This window comes from Salipiger sp. IMCC34102 (assembly GCF_004145405.1).
GTDB lineage: Bacteria > Pseudomonadota > Alphaproteobacteria > Rhodobacterales > Rhodobacteraceae > Loktanella.
On the sequence record NZ_SELQ01000002.1, the window covers coordinates 518,158 to 540,561 of the forward strand.

22 protein-coding genes and 1 tRNA gene are annotated in these 22,404 nt (G+C 67.6%); 11 read left to right on the top strand and 12 right to left on the bottom strand.

The window, feature by feature from the left end; all coding sequences use genetic code 11:
* Positions 1–250 precede the first annotated feature (250 nt).
* Positions 251–1,546, bottom strand: coding sequence for a DUF2254 domain-containing protein (locus EU805_RS06840; protein WP_129763200.1), 1,296 nt, complete (start codon positions 1,544–1,546; stop codon positions 251–253).
* A 113-nt stretch (positions 1,547–1,659) separates the two neighbouring features.
* On the opposite strand from EU805_RS06840, the gene EU805_RS06845 reads away from it, so the two are divergent.
* A complete protein-coding gene (locus EU805_RS06845; RefSeq protein ID WP_129763201.1) occupies positions 1,660–2,499 on the top strand; it encodes a DUF1206 domain-containing protein in 840 nt (279 codons plus the stop codon).
* A 7-nt stretch (positions 2,500–2,506) separates the two neighbouring features.
* Here the strand turns inward: EU805_RS06845 and EU805_RS06850 are convergent, their stop codons facing one another.
* Positions 2,507–3,091 carry a lytic transglycosylase domain-containing protein gene (locus tag EU805_RS06850; protein WP_129763202.1) on the bottom strand — a complete coding sequence of 195 codons (585 nt, stop codon included), beginning with the start codon at positions 3,089–3,091 and terminating at the stop codon, positions 2,507–2,509.
* A gap of 138 nt (positions 3,092–3,229) precedes the next feature.
* Here EU805_RS06850 and ssb point away from each other — a divergent pair, with 138 nt between their 5' ends.
* Entirely contained in the window at positions 3,230–3,739 is a 510-nt protein-coding gene (gene ssb, locus EU805_RS06855) for a single-stranded DNA-binding protein (RefSeq protein ID WP_129763203.1), read from the top strand.
* A gap of 156 nt (positions 3,740–3,895) precedes the next feature.
* Here the strand turns inward: ssb and aroB are convergent, their stop codons facing one another.
* Together aroB and EU805_RS06865 are read right to left on the bottom strand one after the other, a co-directional pair.
* Positions 3,896–4,999, bottom strand: a complete 1,104-nt coding sequence (aroB, locus tag EU805_RS06860) for a 3-dehydroquinate synthase (RefSeq protein WP_129763204.1) — start codon at positions 4,997–4,999, stop codon at positions 3,896–3,898.
* Positions 4,996–5,574, bottom strand: coding sequence for a shikimate kinase (locus tag EU805_RS06865; RefSeq protein WP_129763205.1), 579 nt, complete (start codon positions 5,572–5,574; stop codon positions 4,996–4,998). The genes aroB and EU805_RS06865 overlap by 4 nt, the downstream gene beginning before the upstream one ends.
* Between EU805_RS06865 and EU805_RS06870 the strand changes: the two genes are divergently transcribed.
* Genes EU805_RS06870 through EU805_RS06885 form a run of 4 tightly spaced genes read left to right on the top strand, consistent with a single transcriptional unit; the run spans position 5,573 to position 9,692 of the window.
* Positions 5,573–5,875 carry a hypothetical protein gene (locus tag EU805_RS06870; RefSeq protein ID WP_129763206.1) on the top strand — a complete coding sequence of 101 codons (303 nt, stop codon included), beginning with the start codon at positions 5,573–5,575 and terminating at the stop codon, positions 5,873–5,875. The genes EU805_RS06865 and EU805_RS06870 overlap by 2 nt on opposite strands.
* Entirely contained in the window at positions 5,872–7,383 is a 1,512-nt protein-coding gene (locus tag EU805_RS06875) for a hypothetical protein (RefSeq protein WP_129763207.1), read from the top strand. Before EU805_RS06870 ends, EU805_RS06875 begins: the two co-directional genes overlap by 4 nt.
* Positions 7,380–8,321, top strand: coding sequence for a site-specific tyrosine recombinase XerD (locus EU805_RS06880; protein WP_370318177.1), 942 nt, complete (start codon positions 7,380–7,382; stop codon positions 8,319–8,321). The genes EU805_RS06875 and EU805_RS06880 overlap by 4 nt, the downstream gene beginning before the upstream one ends.
* A gap of 54 nt (positions 8,322–8,375) precedes the next feature.
* The gene (locus EU805_RS06885) at positions 8,376–9,692 is read left to right on the top strand and encodes an HlyC/CorC family transporter (protein WP_129763208.1); all 1,317 of its coding nucleotides are present in this window, start codon (positions 8,376–8,378) and stop codon (positions 9,690–9,692) included.
* 86 nt (positions 9,693–9,778) lie between these two features.
* Here EU805_RS06885 and EU805_RS06890 read toward each other — a convergent pair whose 3' ends face one another.
* On the bottom strand, positions 9,779–11,314 hold the full coding sequence (locus EU805_RS06890) for a helicase HerA-like domain-containing protein (RefSeq protein WP_129763209.1): 1,536 nt from the start codon (positions 11,312–11,314) through the stop codon (positions 9,779–9,781).
* A gap of 307 nt (positions 11,315–11,621) precedes the next feature.
* Between EU805_RS06890 and EU805_RS06895 the strand changes: the two genes are divergently transcribed.
* Positions 11,622–12,350, top strand: coding sequence for an invasion associated locus B family protein (locus EU805_RS06895; RefSeq protein ID WP_129763210.1), 729 nt, complete (start codon positions 11,622–11,624; stop codon positions 12,348–12,350).
* 144 nt (positions 12,351–12,494) lie between these two features.
* Here the strand turns inward: EU805_RS06895 and EU805_RS06900 are convergent, their stop codons facing one another.
* From EU805_RS06900 to EU805_RS06915, 4 genes are read right to left on the bottom strand one after another with little or no spacing between them, the layout of a single operon-like run.
* Positions 12,495–13,697, bottom strand: coding sequence for a beta-ketoacyl synthase (locus EU805_RS06900; protein ID WP_129763211.1), 1,203 nt, complete (start codon positions 13,695–13,697; stop codon positions 12,495–12,497).
* Between the two features lie 6 nt (positions 13,698–13,703).
* A complete protein-coding gene (locus EU805_RS06905; protein WP_129763212.1) occupies positions 13,704–13,961 on the bottom strand; it encodes an acyl carrier protein in 258 nt (85 codons plus the stop codon).
* A 28-nt stretch (positions 13,962–13,989) separates the two neighbouring features.
* Positions 13,990–15,084 (bottom strand): UDP-3-O-(3-hydroxymyristoyl)glucosamine N-acyltransferase, encoded by a 1,095-nt coding sequence (locus tag EU805_RS06910; protein WP_129763213.1) that lies wholly within the window; start codon positions 15,082–15,084, stop codon positions 13,990–13,992.
* A 35-nt stretch (positions 15,085–15,119) separates the two neighbouring features.
* Positions 15,120–16,742, bottom strand: coding sequence for a murein L,D-transpeptidase (locus tag EU805_RS06915; RefSeq protein ID WP_129763214.1), 1,623 nt, complete (start codon positions 16,740–16,742; stop codon positions 15,120–15,122).
* 328 nt (positions 16,743–17,070) lie between these two features.
* Here EU805_RS06915 and EU805_RS06920 point away from each other — a divergent pair, with 328 nt between their 5' ends.
* The 4 genes from EU805_RS06920 (at position 17,071) to EU805_RS06935 (ending at position 18,650) form a co-directional block, all read left to right on the top strand.
* Positions 17,071–17,640 (top strand): DUF882 domain-containing protein, encoded by a 570-nt coding sequence (locus EU805_RS06920; RefSeq protein WP_242494079.1) that lies wholly within the window; start codon positions 17,071–17,073, stop codon positions 17,638–17,640.
* Between the two features lie 100 nt (positions 17,641–17,740).
* Positions 17,741–17,814: transfer RNA gene (locus tag EU805_RS06925), tRNA-Gly, on the top strand.
* 24 nt (positions 17,815–17,838) lie between these two features.
* Positions 17,839–18,186, top strand: coding sequence for a RidA family protein (locus EU805_RS06930; RefSeq protein WP_129763216.1), 348 nt, complete (start codon positions 17,839–17,841; stop codon positions 18,184–18,186).
* On the top strand, positions 18,186–18,650 hold the full coding sequence (locus EU805_RS06935; protein WP_129763217.1) for a thioesterase family protein: 465 nt from the start codon (positions 18,186–18,188) through the stop codon (positions 18,648–18,650). The genes EU805_RS06930 and EU805_RS06935 overlap by 1 nt, the downstream gene beginning before the upstream one ends.
* Positions 18,651–18,657: 7 nt before the next feature.
* On the opposite strand, the gene pgi is transcribed toward EU805_RS06935, so the two are convergent.
* Genes pgi through zwf form a run of 3 tightly spaced genes read right to left on the bottom strand, consistent with a single transcriptional unit; the run spans position 18,658 to position 22,391 of the window.
* Positions 18,658–20,256, bottom strand: coding sequence for a glucose-6-phosphate isomerase (gene pgi / locus EU805_RS06940; RefSeq protein ID WP_129763218.1), 1,599 nt, complete (start codon positions 20,254–20,256; stop codon positions 18,658–18,660).
* A gap of 4 nt (positions 20,257–20,260) precedes the next feature.
* Positions 20,261–20,932: a 6-phosphogluconolactonase gene (gene pgl, locus EU805_RS06945; RefSeq protein WP_129763219.1), complete on the bottom strand. Its 672-nt coding sequence runs from the start codon at positions 20,930–20,932 to the stop codon at positions 20,261–20,263.
* A 4-nt stretch (positions 20,933–20,936) separates the two neighbouring features.
* Positions 20,937–22,391: a glucose-6-phosphate dehydrogenase gene (gene zwf / locus EU805_RS06950; RefSeq protein WP_129763220.1), complete on the bottom strand. Its 1,455-nt coding sequence runs from the start codon at positions 22,389–22,391 to the stop codon at positions 20,937–20,939.
* Between the last annotated feature and the right edge of the window lie 13 nt (positions 22,392–22,404).

Sequence of the window (22,404 nt, forward strand, 5' to 3'; positions counted from 1 at the left end):
TCCGGCGCACGCCGACCGCCATTCCTTGCAGGCAACCCAGCTTATTCTTGCCAGAAATACCTCGGGGGTTTGGCGGCAGCGCCCCCGGTCCTGCCCGCCCCGCACGCGCGCGGGTCGATCATTCACCCCCGAAACACGCCGCCCGGATCCATCGCTCCGGCACCGGCGGCGTTTCAGGCGACCCTTGCAAGCCCTTGACCGAACCCGACCGCCAGATAGCCGCAGGTCTTCAGATGATGGCCGAAGCGGCTCAGATCCGCCCCAGCAGACCCCGCTCCTGCCAGGCCCGCGCGGTCGCCGCGATCTCGTCGGCGATCTCTTGCAGGTGTGTCACGTCGGCCTCGATCCGCAAGGCATCCTTCGCGTGCTGCATCGCCCGGTCCGACTGGTTGGCGGCGGGTCCTCCGAAGATGCCGGGCTGCAAGGCGGTCAGGGCCAGAAGGCTGCGTTGCAGCGTGATCTGGACCTCGTAGATCCCGGCCCCGTCGCGCGCGATGGCCATGAAGGCATCGCGCATCAGATCCCGCACCTCGAGGCTGCGGATGAACACATGGGGGTAGGTGATGTCGGGCTCGGCGGGCTGGTCCCACTGGCCCAGAACCCGTGTCAGCCGCCGGATCACGTCGATGGCGGTGCCGGGATCGTTGACCGCCGGCGACAGCGCGCGGCTGGCGATCTCGGACAGGGCGATGATGCCGAACCGGGGATCCTGGTCGAAGCTGCGCACCATCGAGATCTCGACGCTCGAGCGTATATCGTCGAGCAGATCGTCGAACTCCGGCCCCACCGGCCCGCCGGCGACATAGGCGATGGGCGTTCCGACGGACCGGAACTCGCCGGGCAGCATATCGAGGTAGATCGTGGCGCCCGCCGCTTCAGCGCAGCTGTCCAGATAACCGATGTTGATGAAGTTGATGTGACCCGCCTCGCCCCCCTGCACCGGCACGACACCCTCGGGCAGGCGGCCGCGCATCGGCCGGGCGCCAAGCCAGGGTTCCTCCAGCCGCCGCGCGATGGCGGCAAGCGTCGCCTCCTCCACCCGGCTGACGGTATCGCCCAGGCGACCGAAATCCGTCAGGTGCCCGATCCAGCGCACGAGGTTCACGATGATCAGCGTCAGCACCAGCAGGGTCGCCACGAACAGGATCACGCGCCCGCCGTCGCCGTAGATCCCGACCTGCAGGCTGATGATCCCCACCAGGCTGAAGATGAAGGCCCCGATGAAGCTCGCCAGCACCTGCTGGGCGGTGTGGTCCTCCTTGAGGAGCGTGAAGGCGCGCGGGGTGGCCGTGCTGGAGGCGGAGGAGAATGCCGACAGCATGATCGACAGCGAGAATGTCGTCACCGCCAGCATCGAGGATGCAAGGATGTTGAGGATGCTGTCGATCGCGTCGGCCCCGATCTTGAACACCCAGGTGTCGGGGATCGTACCGCGCAGCACCCAAGCCACGCCCGCCGCCAGCACGCCCGAGGCGGCATAGGCGCCGATCGGCACCCAGATTTCCCGAAACAGGCGGTTCAATCGGTAACGCAGTGATGACAGCATAAAATCTCCCGTGGACTGCCATATGTCACGCGCGCGAAGGGAAGCAAACGCGGCCGATGGAACGAAATCACGGGTTGGTGAATTGGGCCGTCGAATATTGTGAAAGGATGAACATGTCAGAGCGTTCCTTGGACTGGGCCATGCCCGTCATGCGCACAGGTTATGCCGGCCGGGGCCTGGTCTACGTCATCGTGGCGGGGATCTCCCTCTTCGCGATCTGGCGCGGGGGGCAGGCCCAGGGCACGTCGGACGCGCTTGCCGCGGTCGAAAGCTCCCCCTTCGGCAAGATCCTGTTGACGCTCGTAGCGCTCGGGCTTTTCGCCTACATGATCTGGCGGCTGATCGATGCGTACTTCGATCTCGAGGACAAGGGCACCGACGCCAAGGGCATCGCCGCGCGGATCGGGCAGGCGGTCACGGGCCTCATCCACGGCGCGCTGGGCGTACTGACGGTGTCGCTGATGCTCAGCAGTGGCGGCGGTAGCGGCGGGTCCAAGACGGCCTATTACCTCAACCAGCTCATGGCCATGCCCGGCGGCAACTGGGTGGTCGGCATCGCGGGCGTCGTGACCATGGGTGCCGGGGTCTATTACCTGCACAAGGCATGGTCGCAGAAATACCTGCAGGTCCTGCGCGCGAACCATTTCACCATGAACTGGAACCAGGTTCTACGTGCCGGTGTCGCGGCCCAGGGGGCGACGGTGCTGATCATCGGCTACCTGATCCTGCGCGCGGCCCGCACCAGCGACGGCTCCGACGCGGGCGGTCTGGACAAGGCCTTCGGCTGGCTGTCGCAGCAGACCTATGGCCAGCTTCTGGTGACGGCGATGTGCCTCGGCCTGCTGGGCTTCGCGCTCTTCATGTTCGTCAACGCGATGTATCGCATCGTGCCGCGCCTCAAGGATCCCGACGTCTCCTCCGTCGCGCGGGAGATCAAGGCGAAGGCAAGCTGAGCGCAACTCAGCTGCTGCCCCAGATCCGCGCGACGTAGTTGCGCGTCTCGGCATAGGGTGGGATGCCGCCGTGGCGCTGCACCGCGCCGGGCCCGGCATTGTAGGCCGCCAGCGCATGGGGCCAATTGCCGAAGGTCCGGTACTGGATCGCGAGGTAGCGCGCCCCGCCGTCCAGGTTCTGTGCCGGGTCGTAGGGATCGACGCCCATCAGTTGCGCCGTTCCCGGCATCAATTGCGCCAGCCCGATCGCCCCCTTCGAGGAGATCGCCGCGACGTTCCACCCCGATTCCTGCTGTACGAGGCGCGCGAAGAGATCCTCGGGGATCCCGTGCCGGCGCGCCGCGGCGCGCGCGGGCTCCAGCCAGACGCCACCGTGGCGCCCGGTATAGGCCGGCACGGTCGGTGCAAGCTGCGGCACGATCGCCTTGGGCGGTTGCAGGCCTACCGAATTCGAATACTGCGTCGCCGCCCGCCGATCGAGCACGTTGAGCTGGCTTTGGAAAAGCTGGGTGCGACCGGAGGTCGATACGCTTTGTGCCTGCGCGGCGGATACGGCGAGGCCGAAGGCGATCGTGACGGACAACAGGCGCATGGGCAAACGGCTCCGGAACAAGGTCGCGGGCACCCTACCCCGATTCGCCTTTCGTGGCACCCGTTGCGGTTCAGGCCCTGTTAACCTTGCTCACCAAATCTGTCACAAGACGGAAAACGCGAATCGCAAGGGGACATCATGGCGGGATCGGTGAACAAGGTCATCCTGATCGGAAATCTGGGCCGCGACCCGGAGGTTCGGTCGTTCCAGAACGGCGGCAAGGTCTGCAACCTGCGGATCGCCACGTCGGAGACCTGGAAGGACAAGCAATCCGGCGAACGCCGCGAGAAGACCGAGTGGCACTCCGTCGCGATCTTCTCGGAACCCCTCGCCCGGGTGGCAGAGCAGTACCTTCGCAAGGGCTCCAAGGTCTATATCGAAGGCCAGCTCGAAACCCGCAAATGGCAGGACCAGAACGGTCAGGACCGCTACAGCACCGAAGTCGTGCTGCGGCCCTACCGCTCGGAGCTCACGATGCTCGACGGTCGTGACGGCGGCGGCGGTGGCGGTGGCGGCTACGGTGGGGACAGCGGCGGACACGGCGGCGGCTCCTCCGGTGGCGGGTACGGCGACAGCGGCGGCGGATACGGCGGCAGCTCTTCCGGTGGCGGCGGGTCCCGCGACATGGACGACGAAATCCCGTTCTAAGCTTGTACCAGACGAAGCCTCACGTCGCCGCGCCCTCGGGCGCGGCGTCCTTTGTTTCAGGCCCCAGATTTGGGAGAAGGCAGGCCAGTCCGCCGTCCCGAAGGCCAAGTTCCTCGGCCGAAGGAGGGCCATTTGCCCCGCCCCCGGGCCCCCCGGTCAGGCGCTTTCGCGCAGCACCTCCAGCACGGCATCGCGCGGCACCTCCGACGTCACGAAGGCCGCCCCGATCCCGCGGGCGAGGATGAAGCGCAGCACGCCGTCCTGCACCTTCTTGTCCTGCCCCATCAGATCGAGAAGGACCTCGGCCTCCGGCAGATCGTCGGGGATGTCGCGGATGTCGCGTTTCATCCCAAGCGCCTGCAGGTGGGCCCGCACCCGGCTGGGCTCTTCCTGCGCGCAAAGCCCCAGCCGGGCCGACAGCGCGAAGGCGAGCGCACAGCCGATCGCCACGCCTTCGCCGTGCAGCAGACGGTCGGAATAGCCGGTCGCCTTCTCCAGCGCGTGGCAGAAGGTATGGCCCAGGTTCAAGAGCGCCCGGTCCCCGGCCTCGCGTTCGTCGCGCAGGACGATCTCGGCCTTCATCTCGACCGAACGGGTGACCGCGCGCACCCGCGCCGCCGCATCGCCTTCGGCCATCGCGGCTGCGTTCGCCTCGAGCCAGCCGAAGAAGTCCGCATCCCCCAGCAGCCCGTATTTCACCACCTCGCCGTAGCCTGCGAGGAAATCGCGTCGCGGCAAGGTGTCCAGAAGGTCCGTGTCCGCCAGCACGAGGCTGGGCTGGTGGAACGCACCGATCAGGTTCTTGCCCTGGGCCGCGTTGATCCCGGTCTTGCCGCCGACGGAACTGTCGACCTGGGCCAGAAGCGTCGTGGGCACCTGCACGAAGCGCACCCCCCGCCGCAGGATCGCCGCGGCGAACCCGGCCAGATCCCCGATGACGCCGCCGCCAAGCGCCACGATCACGTCGCCACGCTCGACCTTCTGGTCCAGCAACCAATCCACGCTGCGCTGCAACTGCGGCCAGCCTTTCGTGGCCTCGCCCGCGGGCAGCGCCAGGGCCGCACTGGTCAGACCCGCCGCACGCAAGGCGGCCTGCAACGGGGCCAGGTGCAACTGTCCCACCGTCTCGTCCGTCAGGATCGCCACGTGCCGCCGCCCGCCTAGGGCCGCGATGCGCGGGCCGGCCTCGGCCAGCAGCCCCGGCCCGATCAGCACGTCGTAGGCGCGACCGGGCAAGGCGACGGGGACGGTGTTGATCACGGTTGAATCTCCAGGATGTCGGGTCGGGTCGTCAGCAGGTCCACGGCCTGCTGGGTCGTGGTCTCGATGCTGGCATGGGGCTGGACCGACAAGCGCAGCGCCGCCTTGGCATAGACGGGCGTGCGCGCCCGGTGGATCCGGGTCAGCGTGGCCAGCGGGTCCGACGTGCGCAAGAGCGGACGGGTATCCTTGTGGCGGACCCGCTCCCACAACAGATCGAGCGGTGCGTCCAGCCACAGCGCCACCCCCAGACGCGCGATGGTCCCCTGCGTCCCCGAGGCCAGAAAGGCGCCGCCGCCCGTCGACAGGATCATCGGGCGGGCCCGCATCAGGCGGGCGATGACCTCCTCCTCGCGCCGGCGGAAGAAGGTCTCTCCGTCGCGTTCGAAGATTTCGGCGATCGAGGCGTTGGCCGCCATCTCGATCTCGGCGTCGCTGTCGGCGAATTCCACCCCCAGTCGCGCCGAGAGCGCCCGCCCGATGGCGGTCTTGCCCGATCCCATCATGCCGACCATCACCACCGGGCGGTGCAGAACCGCGCGCATGGGATGGGATTGGTCGTGGGCCAGCGTCATGAGGAAGTCCGGTGGTCTGGCGCGGCAGGCCGACTGCCGCCCGATTTTCATTTGTGCTCCTGAATGGCGTGATCTTGCCGGAAAGGCCAGTTATAAGCGAAGCGAACCCGCCACGCGTGCGGGGCAAATTTATGACGGACCTGAATTGATGTGGCGACTGATCAAGTTTCTGATCCTCCTTGCGATCCTCGCCGGGGTGGCGCTGGTGGCCTATGCCTATGTCGGGCCGATCTTCTTCCCCGACGACTTCGCGGCCCCCGGAACCGAACGGAATCTTCCGGTCACGTTGGGCGAAGATTGACCCGCACGGTCCGCATTCTTGCCACCTTGACCCTTGCGTTGCCCTTGCAGGCAGTGGCGCAGGAGGGCGCACCGCTGTCGGCCATCGACTGGCTGTCCCGCTCGGTGGAGACGTCGGCCCCCGGGCCCGCGCCTTCGTCCTCCACGCGCATCGCGCCCGATCTTGCCGAACCCGGAACCAGTTCCGGCGTCAGGACACCGCAAGTCACCACCACGGTGCTGGGCGCGTCGGGTCTGGGCGCCGCGGGGGCGATGACGCCAGAGGTTTCGGGCCTGCCGGCGGAGATGTGGCGCGGCAGCGACCCCGATCGACTGCTCGACCTGCTGGCCCGGATCGAGGATCCCACCCTGCCCGCGACCCAGGATCTGCTGGTGCGCCTTCTGCTCACCCAGGCCGAACCCTCCGCCGGGGCGGCCTCCGACCTGCTGGTCGCGCGGATCGACACGCTGCTGAACCAGGGCCGACTGGATCCCGCGCAGGCGCTTCTCGACGCGGTCGACGGCACCCACACGCCCGAGATCTTCCGCCGCTGGTTCGACGTGGCCCTGCTGACCGGGGCGGAGGACCGCGCCTGCTCCGCGATGCAGGCAACCCCGACCCTGGCCCCCGCGGTGCCCGCGCGCATCTTCTGCCAGGCCCGCGCCGGCGACTGGCCCGGGGCCGCGCTGACGCTCAACACACACCGCGCGCTGGGGGATCTGTCGCAGGCCGACGAGGAACTTCTACTGCGGTTCCTCGACCCCGAGCTTTTCGAAGGCGAAGGCCCACCGCGCCCGCCCGAACGGGTGACCCCGCTGACCTTCCGCATGATGCAGGCGATCGGCGAAGGCATCCCGACGTTCCGGCTGCCGCTTGCATTCGCCCATGCCGACCTCGCGGACACCGTCGGCCTGAAGACCCGCGCCGAAGCCGCCGAGCGCCTGGCCGCCCGTGGCGCATTGGCCGCGCCGCAACTGGCGGAGATCTTCCTCACGCGCAGGCCATCGGCGTCGGGCGGTGTATGGGACCGGATGTCGGCCCTGCAGGACCTGAACGCCGCGGTGCGCATCACGGATGCGGACGCCATCTCGGCCACCCTGCCCGCCGCCTGGGACGCCGCCCGCGCGACCCGGTCGGAGCCACTTCTGGCCGAGTTGTTCGCCGAGGACCTGCCGGACCTTTCGGGCCCCGCGCAGGATATCGCGCGGCGGATGCACAACCTCGCGGGCCGCGCGACCGAAGGCACGCCGCCCCTGATCGCGGCCCTGCTGACCGGCGATCCCGCCGCGGTCGCGCCGGAAACCAGCACCGAGGAGGCCATCGTCGCGGCCTTCACCACCGCCCCGCCGGAGGTGTCCTCGGACCTGGCGGGCGAAACCTTGATCGAGACGATCGACCAGCTCAACGCCGGTGCCGCGGGCGATGTGACGGCGATCACCGAAGGACTTCTGACCTTGCGGGCCGTGGGCCTCGACGAATTGGCGCGACAAGCGGCGGTCGAGCTTTTGCTGCTGGATCGACCGACGTGACCGCACCGGCCGGCATGGGGCGGTGGATCCAGACCTTCGTCGCGGCGCAGGCCGCGGAACTGGATGCGGCGCGCAACACCCAGCTGGCCTACGCCCGTGACCTCAACGACTTCGCGGATTGGCTGTCGGACAAGGACCTCGACTTCGCCAAAGCCACGCAGGACGACGTGGAAGGCTACCTGATCGACTGCGACGCGCAGGGCCTGGCACGGGCCACCCGCGCGCGCCGGCTGTCGGCGATCCGGCAGCTCTACCGGTTCGCCTTCGAGGAAGGCTGGCGGGCGGACAATCCCGCGATCCGCATTCGCGGCCCCGGCAAGGCAAAGACCCTGCCCAAGACCCTGAGCGTCGCGCAGGTGGCGCGCCTGTTGCAGGCCGCCCGCGACAGTGGGGCCGACGCGGTGCGCAACACCTGTCTGATGGAGCTGCTCTACGCCACCGGAATGCGCGTGACCGAACTGGTCAGCCTGCCCGTCAGCGCGGCCCGCGGCGACCCGCGCATGCTGCTGGTGCGCGGCAAGGGCGGCAAGGAGCGGCTGGTGCCCCTCTCCCCGCCCGCGCGCATGGCGGTGCGCAACTGGCTTGCCGCCCGCGACGCGATCGAGGCGGCCCGCGTGAAGGACGGACACCCGGAATCGAAGGCGCTCTTTCCCGCACGCGGCAAGGCGGGGCACATGACGCGGCAGCGGTTCTTCACCCTGATCAAGGAACTGGCCGCGGTCGCCGGGATCGATCCCGCCGACGTGACGCCGCACACCATGCGTCACGCCTTCGCGACGCATCTGCTGGCGGGCGGCGCGGACCTGCGCGCGATCCAGATCATGCTGGGCCACGCCGACGTCGCCACGACCGAGATCTACACCCACGTCCTGGACGAGACCCTCTCCGAACTGGTGCTGACGCATCATCCTCTGGCGCAAACCGCCGCCAAGGCTTGAACCCCCGGCCCACAAGGCCATATCTTGCGGTCGACAACGACAAAAAGGCCCCCGATGGACCCCCTGCCGAGCGATCAGACGCTCTTTGACCCTGCCTTCTGGCTGACCGCCGCGGCAATCCTCATCCTGCTGGTCCTTTCGGGCTTCTTCTCCGGTTCAGAAACCGCGCTGACGGCGGCCTCTCGCGGCAAGCTGCGCGCCGCCGCGGACCGCGGCAACAAGGGCGCGGCCAACGCGCTCGCCGTGACGGAGGACAACGAGCGGCTGATCGGCTCGGTCCTGCTCGGCAACAACGTGGTCAACATCCTCGCCACCTCGCTGGCGACCGCGCTGCTGACGTCCGTCTTCGGGGCGAACGGCGTGGCGGTCGCGACGCTCGTGATGACCCTTCTCGTGCTGATCTTCGCCGAGGTGCTGCCGAAGACCTACGCCATCACCAACCCCGAGACGACGGCCAGCCTCGTCGCGCGGCCGATCCGGCTGGTGGTCATCGCCTTCTCGCCCATCGTGACGGCGGTGCGCTATCTGGTGCGCGGCGTGCTGCGGATCTTCGGCGTGCAGACCGATCCCGACAGCCAGATCCTCGCCGTCCGGGAAGAGATCGCGGGCGCGCTGCACCTGGGCCACTCCGAAGGCGTCGTCGAGAAGGAGGATCGCGACCGTATCCTGGGCGCGCTCGACCTGATCGAACGGACGGTGGAAGAGGTCATGCTGCACCGCTCGGGGATTGAGATGATCGACGCCGACCAGCCCGCCGCCGACATCCTGCGCCAGTGCCTGAGTTCCGCCCATACGCGGCTGCCGCTCTACCGCGACGACCCGGAAAACATCGTCGGCGTGATCCACGCCAAGGACCTGCTGCGCGCCATGCACGATGTTCAGGCCGATGGCGCGAAGCTGTCCGACGGCGTGACCCGGGTCGACATCATGGACGTGGCGATGCCGCCCTACTTCGTGCCGGAAACCACGACGCTCGACGATCAGATGCGCCAGTTCCTCAAGCGCAAGACCCACTTCGCGCTCGTGGTGGACGAATACGGCGCGCTGCAGGGCCTGCTGACGCTGGAAGACATCCTCGAAGAGATCGTCGGTGAAATCTCCGACGAACACGACACCGAAGACGACTACACCTTCGAGACGACGGCCGACGGCGGCTACCTCGTGGACGGGTCGATGACGATCCGCGACCTCAACCGCGCCCACGACTGGAACCTGCCCGACGACGAGGCGAACACCGTCGCGGGCCTCGTCATCCACGAAGCGCAGATCATCCCGCTCGAAGGCCAGGTCTTTAGCTTCCACGGCTTCCGCTTCGAGGTGATCGAGAAGGACGACAACCGGGTCTCGCTCCTTAACATCCGGCCGCTGTAAACGCGGCGCACCAGCCCATTCATCTGGCCAGGTAAACTCCGGGGGGGCCGCCCAGGGGGCGGCGGGGGCAGCGCCCCCTCCCGAACCTATCGCCCCTTGAAGAGACCGCCCAGGATGCCACGCACGATGCGTCGCCCGGTCGTGCCCTTCAGCTCCTTGATCACGACGGACGTGATGGCCTCGCCGATGCCGTGCTCTTTCGTCGTCCGCGACGCGGACCGCCCCGATCGAGGTCCCTCGTAGCGTCGGGCCTTGCGGTAGGCGCGTTCCTCGGCCTCGGCGTTTTCTTCCCTAGCCTCAGCCTGTCGCGCCTCCCGCGCGGCCGTGTCCGCCCGCGCGCGCAGCATCTCGAAAGCGCTCTCCCGGTCGATGGCGTTCTTGTATTTCGCCTGCATCGGGTTGGTTGCCATAAGCTTGCTTCGGGTTTCGGCGTCTATCGGTCCCAGTTGCGATGCGGGCGGTCGGATCAGCGTCCGCTCCACCACTCCCGGCGCGCCCTCCGCATCCAGCATCGAGGTGACCGCCTCTCCGGTTCCCACCTGCTGGATCGCCTCGGCGGTATCGAAGACCGGGTTCGCGCGATAGGTTTCCGCCGCCTTCTCCAGCGCGCGGCGGTCGCGGTCGGTGAAACTGCGCAGCGCGTGCTGCACCCGGTTGCCGATCTGTCCCAGCACGTCGTCGGGCACGTCATCGGGATTCTGCGTGACGAAGAAGACACCCACCCCCTTCGACCGGATCAGCCGCGCCACCTGCTCGACCTTGTCGACCAGCGCCTTGGGGGCATCATCGAACAGCAGGTGTGCCTCGTCGAAGAAGAAGACGAGCGTGGGCTTTTCGGGATTGCCGACTTCCGGCAGTGTCTCGAACAGTTCCGACAACAGCCACAGCAGGAAGGTCGCGTAAAGCGCGGGCGACGCCATCAGGCGGTCCGCCGCCAGGATGTTGATCATGCCCCGCCCGTCGTCATCACGGCGGATCATGTCCGAAAGCTGCAATGCCGGTTCGCCGAACAGGCTGCCACCGCCCTGGTTCTCCAGCACCAGAAGCTGCCGCTGGATCGCCCCCACCGAGGCGGTCGCCACGTTGCCGTAAGCCAGCGACAGGTCCTTCGCGGTCTGGCCGACCCAGACCAGCAGCGCCCTCAGATCCTTGAGGTCGAGCAAGGCAAGGCCTTCCTCGTCGGCCACGCGGAAGGCCACGTTCATCACCCCTTCCTGTGCGTCCGTGAGGTTCAGCAGACGACTGAGCAGGAGCGGCCCCATCTCGGCCACGGTGGCCCGCACCGGGTGCCCCTGTTCCCCCAGCAGGTCCCAGAAGGTCACCGGAAAGGCCGCGTAGGCCAAGTCCAGCCCAATGGTCTCAGCCCGGTTGAGGAAGGCCTCGTGCAGCTTGAAATCGGCGCGCCCGGCGGCGGCCAGTCCGGACAGATCGCCCTTCACATCCGACAGGAACACCGGCACGCCCTGGGCAGAGAACCCTTCCGCCAGGATCTGCAGCGTCACGGTCTTGCCGGTCCCGGTGGCCCCCGCGATCAGCCCGTGGCGGTTCGCCTTGTCCAAAAGCAGGTATTGCGGCGTGCCGTACTCCGGACCGCCGCCCCCGATGAAAATTCGATCCGTCACTGGCTGTCCTTCGCGTTTGCTGGCCGTTTCAACTTAAGGGGCGGCCGAAATCGGTGGAAGCCTCGAATTTCCTCCGCCCCGCGCTCGGGCGGGCGCAAGTGCAATCTTCGAGGGCCCCGATTATTTCGCGTTGACGTGACAAAATCCTTGGCCTAGCGTCACCCCAATTCGTCGGCAACGTCCGGCAGGGAGTTTGGGAAAGGGACCTTTTGGGGTCCCTTTCTTCTTGGCCGAAGCGCGCGTCGACGCTGGAATCCCGGTCGCGTCATGCTACGTCCCGGTTCAATACATCGCCAAGAGGTTCGAGATGCTCAAGACCATTCCCACCGCCCTTCTCTCTGTACTGCTGACCGCCCAACCGCTGCTCGCGCAGACCGAAGGCACCGAGGCCGAGACCGAGACGACCGTCCCGACCACCGAAGCGCCCGCCGCAGATCCCGCACCTCAGGCCGAGACCGCGCCGGCCACCGGGACCGAGACCGCGCCGACCGACGAAACCCCTGCCCCGACGCCCGAGACGGCCGACGCGCCCGACGCCGCCACGGGCACCGATCAGGCCGCGACCGCCGAGCCTGCCGCTCCGCGCCCGGGCCAGCCCTACATACGCGATGAGTTCGGCGATTGGGCCCTGCGCTGCCTGCGCGCCGAACCGGGCGAGGACGATCCCTGCCAGCTCTACCAGTTGCTGATGGATGAAGAGGGCAACGCGGTCGCGGAGTTCAGCACCTTCCCCCTGCCCCCCGGTGGCGAAGCCGCGGCCGGTGCGACCATCGTCGTCCCGCTCGAAACGCTGCTGACCGCGAACCTGCGCCTGTCGATCGACAACGGTGAACCGAAAACCTACCCCTTCACCTTCTGCAACCCTGCCGGCTGCGTGGCCCGCGTGGGCTTCACCGCGGCGGAAGTGAACCAGATGAAGCGCGGCGCCTCCGGCACCCTGCGCATGGTCCCCGCAGCCGCGCCTGACCAGGAAGTGCTGCTGACCGTCTCGCTTTCCGGCTTCACCGCCGGCTTCGAGAGCGTCAACGAACAGTAAGACCAGGGTCGGGGGGCCTCGCGCGGGTCCCCCGCTTCTTCCAGCCGAAAATACCTCGGGGGAGGCCCGCAGGGCCCGGGGGCAGCGCCCCGCCGCGGGTCCGGCCCCTACGCCCGGCTCGGCGTCAATACCACGGCTCTGCCCCTACCCCTGCCTTAAAGCCAGAACCGCATTCAGCCCGCCGAAGGCGAAGGCATTCGACAGCACCGCCTCGACGGACGCCTCCACGGCCGCGTTCGGCACCACGTCCAGATCGCAGTCCGGATCGGGCACGCGGTAGTTCACGGTGGGTGCGATCACCCCCGCGTTCAGGGCCATGAGGCACGCCAGCAGCTCCACCGCCCCCGCGGCACCGATCAAATGGCCGTGCATCGATTTCGTCGCGCTGACGCGCAACCTGTCGGCATGCGCGCCGAAGACCGCGCGGATCGCGGCGGTCTCGGAGCGGTCGTTGGCCGCCGTGCCCGTGCCGTGCGCGTTGACGTAACCGACCTCTTCCGGCGCCAGCCCTGCGTCCGCCAGCGCGCCGCGCATGGCGCGCGCGGCCCCGTCCGGGTCCGGCGCCAGGATGTCGCCCGCGTCGGAGGTCGCGGCAAAACCCGCCACTTCGGCCAGCACCTTCGCCCCGCGCGCGAGGGCGCGCTCGCGCTCCTCGAAGACGAAGACCGCAGCCCCCTCGCCCTGCACCAGCCCGGTGCGATCCGCCGAGAACGGGCGGCAGGTGTCGCGCGCCATGACCCGAAGCCCCTCCCAGGCCTTGATCCCGCCGAAGCACAGCATCGCCTCGGACCCGCCGGTCAGCATCACGTCTGCCTGGCCCGCGCGGATCAGGGCCAATGCCTGTCCCATCGCGTGGTTGGACGAGGCGCAGGCCGTCGACACGGTCGAGACCGGGCCCCGGATCCCGTAGGTCATGGACAGGTGGCTGGCCGCGGCATTGGCCATCAGGCGCGGCACGACCAGCGGCGGCACCCGGTCCTTGCCCGCCTCGTAAACCGCGCGGTAATTGCCGTCCTGCGTCTGCAATCCCCCGCCGGAGGTGCCCAGCACCACGCCCGCCCGGTCGGAGGCGAGCGCTGCATCCCCCGCCTGCGCCACGGCCTCGGCGGCGGCGATCAGGGCGAATTGCGTGAAGGGATCGTAGAGCGTCAGTTGCGACCGGCTGAACCGGGCGGCCGGATCGTAGCCTGCAATTTGCGCGCCAATCCTGACGGAAAGCCGCTCGATCCCTTCGAGTTCGAGCGGTCCGATGGCGCAGCGGCCCGCGCGCATCGCGTCGAAGGTCTCCGGCACCGAACGCCCGAGCGGATTGATCGTGCCCGCCCCGGTGATGACGACCCGGCGCATGGTCGTTCAGGCCCGTTGGGTCGCAAGGTCCTGCACCGCTGCCACGATGGACCGGACCGAGGAGACATCGAAGCCGCTTTCCTGCGGTGCATTGGCGTTGAAGGGCACGGTGATGTCGAACGCCTCCTCGATCGCGAAGATGGTCTCGACCAGGCCCATGCTGTCCAGCCCAAGGCTTTCGAGCGTGTCGTCCAGCGTCACGTCCGAGGGATCCAGCAGGGCCTGATCGGCGAGAATGGCGATGACCCGATCCTGAACGGTCATGGGCGCCTCCTTGAGTTGCGCGTCAGGTCTAGTCACCCGCGCGCTCCGACGGAACCTGTTTCTTGAGTGCCGCGACGTCGTCGAGCGCAGCGGGCAAGCGGCGGATCGCCTTCTCGCGGACGCGGTGGGCGGGCATCTCGAGCGCGGGAGAGCCCATCATGAAGGACCCGTCGGGGGCGTCGACGAACAGGTTCGTCCCGCCGCCCAGCACCACGTCGTTGCCGATGGTGACGTGATCGCGGGTGCCGACCTTGCCCCCCAGCACGCAGCGGTCCCCGATGGTGGTGGAGCCCGCGACGCCGACCTGGCCGCACAGCAAGGTGTCCTCGCCGATCTGGCAGTTGTGCCCGACCATGACGATACTGTCGATCTTGGTGCCGCGTCCGACCCGGGTCGGCTGGATCGTGCCCGCATCGACGCAAGAGTTCGCGCCGACCTCGACGTCGTCGCCGAAGATCACGCCGCCCAAGCTGTGGATCCGGTGGCGGTACCCGTCCTCGGGCGGCTCCATCCGGGTGCGGCCCATGGACTGGTAGGCGCGTTCCTCGTTCGACAGGCCCGCGGTTGTGTAGGAGAATCCGTCCGCGCCCACCGAGGCATTGGGTTGCAGGATCACGCCGTTGCCGAACCAGCAGTTGCGACCCACGCGCGATCCCGCGTGAAGCCAGCAGTTCCGGCCCAGCGTGCTGCCATGCCCGACCGAGACATGTGCCTCCACGATGGAACCGTCGCCGATCGTCACCTGCGCCCCCAGCACCACGAAGGGCCCGATCGAGACATCCGCGCCGATGTGCGCGGACGGGTCGATCACGGCGGTCGGATGCACGCCGGTCGGCGCCGGCCGCGGGTCGAAGGCCTGCGTCAGGTGGGCCATCGCAAGCCGCGCCCGCGGGACACGTATCGCGGCCTCGAGCCCCATGTCTTCCCAGTCGGCCCCGTCCCAGACGATGGCGGCGCGGGCGGTGCTTGCGCGCAGCGCATCGGCGTAGTCCTTGCTCATGGCAAGGGCGAGGTCGTCCACGCCGGCCGCCGCCGGGGCCGCGGGGCGCGTCACGCGCAAACTCTGGTCACCGAAGGCTTGCGTGCCGAGGGCCTCGGCGATTTCCGCGATGGTAAAGGACATGGGATCTGGCTCCGGACGTTCAGGTCCGGACATTTCTACCCCTGCACGGCCCGGACGGCCACCCCTGCCTGCGACAGCGCCTTCCAGATCTCGGCGTCACGGCCATAGATATCCTCGCGGAACTGGAGGCTGCCCGTCACGTGGGTGAAGGCCGTGCGGTAGACGATATGGACCGGCACCGGTTCGTCGAGCGACACGCGGGCCTCGGATCCGGTGCGCAGGCGCGACTGGAAGAAGGCCTCGGGATCGCTTTCCTGACGGGCCAGCAGTGCGTAGGCGAAGTCGAAAGGATCGTTCAACCGGATGCAGCCGTGGCTGAACGCCCGGACCGAGCGGTCGAAGAGGCTCTTGGACGGGGTGTCGTGCAGGTAGATGTTGTACTGGTTGGGGAACATGAACTTCACCAGTCCAAGCGCGTTGCGCGGACCCGGTCCCTGCCGCATCGAGTAGGGGAAGGTGCGGGCATTGTAGGCATTCGCGTTCACGGACCCGCGCGAAACGACGCGTCCCGACCGGTCGGTCACGTCGAGGTGGCTGACGGCACCCGCGTTGCGCTGCAGCTGTGGCAGGTACTCGTTCACCACGATGGAACGCGGGACGTACCAGCTGGGATTGATGACCATGTACTCCATCACGTCCGAGAACTCGGGCGTGCGCCGGTCCATGTCCCGGGCCCCGATGACCGAACGGGTCGAGAAGGTCGTGCGGTCGTTGTCGACGATGGCCGCGGTGAAATCAGTGAGGTTCACCCAGATGTGGCGCGCCCCACGGGGACGGTTGATCCAGCGCTCGCGTTCCATCGCGACGACGACGGCCTGCATCCGGCGCTCGAGCGGTTCATTGATCGCGGCCATCGTGCTTTCGCCGGCGACACCGTCGACCTGCAGGCCGTGGGCCTGCTGGAACTTCTGCACCCCGGCCTGGACCGCGGCGTCATAGGTCTGGGTGGCCGTGCGGCCCATGTGACCCATCGCGATGAGCCTGTCGCGCAGGGCCACGACCGCCGCGCCGGTCGAACCGGGCGCCATGCTGCTGACGGGCACGGTCGGCCCGTAGCCGCCCTGGGCGAGCAACCGCTCCATCCGCAGCTTCTCGGCCATCAGGCGACCGTATTCCGGGCTGCTGGGCGGCAGGGACCGCAGGAACCCCGCGGGATTCGACTTGAGGAAGGCCGCCAGCGTCGACTGCGGTGCGCGCAGCGGCACCTCGCGCTTGATGAGCGGCACGACATTCGACGGCGTCAGCACGCCGGTCTGGATGTCGCGGGCATACTGAAGGAACGTCCGGCTCAGCTTCACCTCCATCGCGCCCTGCTGGGCAGGCGTGGCGGCGGCGCGCAGTTCGGCCATCAACGTGTCGGGATCGTAGCGGCCCGCGGGAAGCCCGTGGGCCGGAGCCTCGGCCAGGGCCGACAGGAGGGCGTTGCGCCGGTTGCGCGCAGTGGAATCGGATCCGGTCCAGATTCCCTCGAACTCGCGGCCGCGATAGAACGCCGCCAACACGTCGTCACGCGCGGCCGATTCGGCCACGGCCTGGCGGAACGCGGTCACCTGGGCCGATCCCGGCGTGGCCCAGAAAAGCGGTGCAAGCACGAAGGCCAGCAGAACGAGGAACCGCCCCCCGAAGGGCGCGAACTGGCGGATGAGGATGGTGGACATCGGAAACGAACCTCGCCTGGTTGAAGAACACCCTTGTCGGCAAGGGACATTACGCCCCTTCATTTGAGGCCGAGCTCGCCAGGGTGTCCATCGCTCGCGTGGCGCCATGGGCGACTTTACGCCCGGCCTGTGACATCCCTGCCCGGTTCCGCCCTGACGGGATCACACGAAACCGTGCGCAAAAACCTGCCGATTTTCGAACTTTTCAGGGAACAAAATCGCAACCGGGTTGGTCGGGGCCCTTCGATGTGTCAAAAGAAGTAACGGAACAGAGCGCGGTAGCCCGGATCAACCAGGCATCGCGACAGGCACAGGAAATGGGACAGGTATGGCACTGATAGGCTCTACGGGCATGACCCGGCGCGGACTCTTGGGCGCATTCGCGGCAACGGCGCTGACTGCGGCACCAACGTATTCGAATGCGGCCGGGTTCCTTCGTGGAAGTGGCGACGTGCGTCGCATCCGCATGTATTCGGGTCGCACCGGCGAACGGCTGGACACCATCTACTGGATCGACGGCGAATACGTCGGAGAGGCACTGGCAGAAATCAACATCTTCATGCGCGACTGGCGCAACAACAAGGTCGCCAACATCGACAACCGCACCGTCGACATCATGGCCGCCGCCCACCGTCTTCTGGACGTGAGCGAACCCTACATGCTGATCTCCGGCTACCGTTCGCCCGAGACGAACAACATGCTGCGCGCGCGCTCCTCCGGGGTCGCCAAGAGCTCCCTGCACCTCAAGGGTCAGGCCGCCGACCTTCGCCTCGACAGCCGTTCGGTCAACCAGATGGCACAGGCCGCCTCGTCCTGTGCGGCTGGTGGCGTCGGTCGTTACACCGGCTCGAACTTCGTGCACATGGATTGCGGCAACGTCCGGTCCTGGGGTAGCTGATCCCGCCGCGGCGGTTCCGATCGGTCCTGGATGAAAAGCGCCTTCGGGCGCTTTTTTCGTCTCTTGCCCAGCCCCGCGCCCCGGTGTAGCAGAGACGGGCGCGGGTATGGTGAAAAGGTATCACGAAAGCTTCCCAAGCTTCAGTTACGGGTTCGATTCCCGTTACCCGCTCCAGAATTCACCGCAGGAGCTTCCCCCATGACCATCACGCGGATCGACTGCGGTCCTCGCATGTCCCAAGCCGTCGTCCACAACGGCATCGCCTATCTCGCAGGCCAGGTCGGCGCACCGGGCGAAGACGCGACCGCCCAGACGAAAGCCATCCTGGCGAAGATCGACGATCTGCTGTTGCGTGCGGGCACCGACAAGACGAACCTGCTGACGGCCCAGGTCTGGGTCGCGGACATCGCGCGCGACTTCGCCCCGATGAACGAGGTCTGGGATGCCTGGGTCGCCGAAGGTCACGCCCCCGCGCGCTGGACCGGCGAAGCGCTTCTGGCCACGCCCGATCACCGGGTCGAGATCATCGTCACCGCCGCCGTCTGATGGATATTCCCTTCCTGACGCCGCTCGACGCCGATCAACTGCGCGGTGTCGGCATCCCCGACCCCTGGCGCTTCGGCATGGCCGACCAGGTCCGGTTCGGAGAGATCGACGCGCTGCAGCACGTGAACAACGCCGTCTACCTCAAGTGGTTCGAGAATCTGCGGATCCTCTATTTCCAGCAGTTCACCCTCTGGAACGAAGGGGAACGGCCCCGGATCGTGCTTCGCGCCGTCGATCTGGACTACCGGGGCGAGGTGAAGCTGACCGAGCGCTACATCCTCACCGGTCGGACCATGAAGATGGGGAACAGCAGCTTCACGATGCAATACGGCGTCTGGGTCGGTGACCGGCTGACCACGGTGAGCCATGCCACCATCGTGATGCTGAACGCAGACAACACCAAGCGCACCATCCCCGACAGCCTGCGCGAGGAGATGCGCCGCATCGACGGCGCCGAGGGCTGAACGGGGGCTAGAGCCCCTGCGCCTGCAACGCCTCGACCAGCGCCGCGGTCGACCCGTCCTTGCCCGCGGCCTCGGCCTTGCCTTCGACAACCGGTTGCAACGAGGTCGCAAGTTCCTTGCCCAGTTCCACGCCCCACTGGTCGTAGGAGTTGATGCCCAGCACCACCCCTTCGACGAAGACGCGGTGCTCGTAGAGCGCCACGATCATCCCCAGAACCTCCGGCGTGAGCTTGGGGTATGTCAGCGTCGTCGAGGGCCGGTTGCCGGGAAAAACCCGGTGGCGGGCCTGTCGTTCCAACTCGTCACCTTCGAACTTGCCCGCGAGCTTGCCGCGCGCTTCGTCGAGGTCGCGGCCTTTCATCAACGCCTCCGACTGGGCGAGACAATTGGCGACCAGAAGCTGGTGCTGGTGATGGAGCGCGTCGTCATGGCCGCGGGCCGCGACCATGAACTCGCAGGGGATCACGCGCGTGCCCTGGTGGATCAACTGGTAGAAGGCGTGCTGGCCGTTCGTCCCCGGCTCGCCCCAGACGACGGGACCGGAATTCGTGGGCAGGTCCTTGCCGTCCATGCTGACGCCCTTGCCGTTGCTCTCCATCTCCAACTGCTGAAGATAGGCCGGCAACCGGGCGAGGTTGTTGTCGTACGGAAGGACCGCCCGGGTGGCGTAGCCGCAAACCTGGTTGTGCCACAGGCCCACGAGCGCCAGCAGCGCGGGCAGGTTCTGCGCCCAGGGCGCGTCGCGGAAGTGGGTGTCCATCGCCTGGCCGCCACGCAGGAAGCTGCGGAAGTTGTCCGGGCCGATGGCGATCATCAGCGACAGGCCGATCGGCCCCCACATCGAATAGCGCCCACCGACCCAATCCGCGAAGCCGAAGACCCGGTCCTCCGCGATGCCAAACTCAGCCGTCTTTTCGGCAGCGGTGGAGAGGGCCGCGAACTGCGCGCCGGTGTCCTTGACCGACGCCGACATCCAGTCCTTCGCCGTCTGCGCGTTGGTCATCGTCTCGATCGTGGTGAAGGTCTTGGAGGCGACGATGACCAGCGTCGTCGCAGGGTCGCAGGCGGCCAGCGTCTGGCCGATGTCGGCGGGATCCACGTTCGAGACGAAATGACAGCGCGGCCCGTCGTGGTAAGGTGCCAGTGCTTTCACGGCCATCGCGGGGCCAAGGTCCGACCCGCCGATACCGATGTTGACGACATCGGTGATCCGCCCCCCCTGCCCTTCGAAGCTGCCGTCGCGCACGGAAGTGGCGAAAGCTTCCATCCGGTCCAGCGTCTCGCGCACCTGTTGCATCACATCCGCGCCGTCCACCGTCACGGCGTCCCCGTCGAGGTTGCGCAGCGCCGTGTGCAGCACGGCCCGGCCTTCGGTTTCGTTGATCGGCTGGCCCCCGAACATCGCGGCGCGCCGCTCGGCCACGCCGCGCTTGTGCAGAAGCTCGATCAGCAACTCACGGGCGCGGGTGTCGATATTGGTCTTCGCGTAGTCGAACCGCATCTCGCCCAGGGTCGCGCTGAAATCCGCGGCCCGGTCGGCGTCCAGGATCGTCTCGAACCGGCGATCGCGGGTGTTGGCGTGGTGTTGCTTGAGGTTTTCGAACATCGGCTCAGCTTTCTGCCCAGTGGACGGTGGCGCCATGCAGGATCGCGGACACGGGGGCCTTGTCCGGCGTCATCTGCGCGGCACGCTCCAGCGCCTCGCGCTTCTCGGTCCCGGTGATCAGGATATGGCGGTTCATCGCCCCGTTGAGCACCTTGGCCGACAGCGTGATCCGCGGCTCCGGTGCGCCCGGCGCGCGCATGGCCACCAGCGTCTCCTCGCCGGTGAGCGCGAGATCGAGCTGGTCGGCCTCGGGAAAGATCGAGGCGGTGTGCATATCCGCGCCCATCCCCAGCAGGCAGACCGTCAGCGGCAGATGCGCCTCCAACCCCGCCTGCAGCTCCTCCAGCCGGTCCTCCGGCCGGTCGGCGTCCGCGTAGAGCGGCACCAGCTGCGCCTCTGCCGCGCGGTCCGTGAGCAAGCGCCGCCGCAGCAGGGCGGTATTGGAACGGTCCGAGGTTTCGGGCACCCAGCGTTCGTCCGTCAGCATCACCCGCACGCGCGACCAGTCGAGGTTCGCGGAACTGAGGTTGTCGAAGACCGGTCCGGGCGTCGTGCCGCCCGGCACCGCGAGCGATACGGTATCGTGGCTTTGCAGGTCCTGCCGCAACTCTCCGGCGATCTTGCCGGCAAGGTCGATCATCATCGCCTCGACGTCGGGGTATTCGATGAAGTCCATGGTCCTATCCCTTGATCTCGCGCCAGCGGCGACCGTCGCGATGCATCAGCATCATCGAATCCTCCGGCCCCGCAGACCCCTGATCGTAGAGCTTGGGCACGTCGTTTCGAGCCTCCCAGCCTTCGATGATCGGATCGGTCCAGGCCCAGGCGGCCTCGACCTCGTCGCCGCGCATGAACAGGGTCTGGTTGCCGCGGATCACGTCCATGATAAGCCGCTCGTAGGCGTCGGTGGCGCTTTCCGCGTCCTCCCCCAGCGCATCGGCGAAGGTCATGTCGAGCGGCACGTCGATCAGCCGCATGCCCCCCGGACCGGGTTCCTTGATGGTGACCTGCAGGTCGATCCCCTCGTTGGGCTGCAGGCGGATCGCCAGGATGTTGCGGTGGCGCGCCGTGTCGCCTTCGAACATCTTGTGGCCGAGATCCTTGAAGACCACCGCGATCTCCGAGGCGCGGCCTTTCAGCTTCTTGCCGGTGCGCAGGTAGAAGGGCGTGTCGGCCCAGCGCCAGTTCGAGACGTGGCATTTCATCGCGACGAAGCTTTCGGTGAAGCTGCGCTGGTTCTCCACGTCCGCGCGGTAGCTCGGCGACTCGCCGTCCGCTTCGTACTGGCCGCGCACGATGTGGTGGCTTTCGACCGGTTGCAGCGCGCGGATCACCTTGAGCTTCTCGTCACGCACCTCGTTGGCGCCGAAGACTGAGGGCGGCTCCATCGCGATCAGGCACAAAAGCTGCATCAGGTGGTTCTGCACCATGTCCCGCATGGCGCCGGACTTGTCATAGTAGCTGCCGCGCCCGCCGACGCCCACCGTCTCGGCCACGGTGATCTGCACGTGATCGACGTAGTGGCTGTTCCACAGCGGCTCGAAAAGCACGTTGCCGAACCGGACGGCCATGAGGTTCTGGACCGTCTCCTTGCCCAGGTAGTGGTCGATCCGGTAGATCTGCCGCTCGTCGAAATGCTCGGCCAGCGTCGCGTTGAGGGCCTGTGCGCTCGCCAGGTCCCGCCCGAAGGGCTTTTCCACGACGATGCGGCTGTCGGGGGTCGCGATGCCGTGATCGTGCAACCGCTCCGCCAGGTCCCCGAAGAGCGACGGGGCCACCGAGAAGTAGAAGGCCTGCACGACGCCGTCGCGCATCAGGTCGCGCAGGGCCGCCCAGCCATCCTCTCCCGTGGCGTCGATCGCGATGTAATGCAGCCTCTCGAGGAACTGGTCGAGCATCTGCGTGTCGGATTTCTCCTCGCCGCCGAATTCCTCGACCGCCTCGCGCACCAGATCGCGAAAGCCCGCATCGTCCAGCTCGGACCGGGCCGCGCCGATGATGCGGCTGTCGGCGGGCATCTGACCGGTGCGGAACCGGCGGAACAGGCCCGGCAGGATCTTTCGCCGGGCAAGATCGCCGGTGCCCCCGAAGATGACCAGGTCGAAATCGTCGACGGGAATGACGCGGGATACCATGTGGGCCTCACCA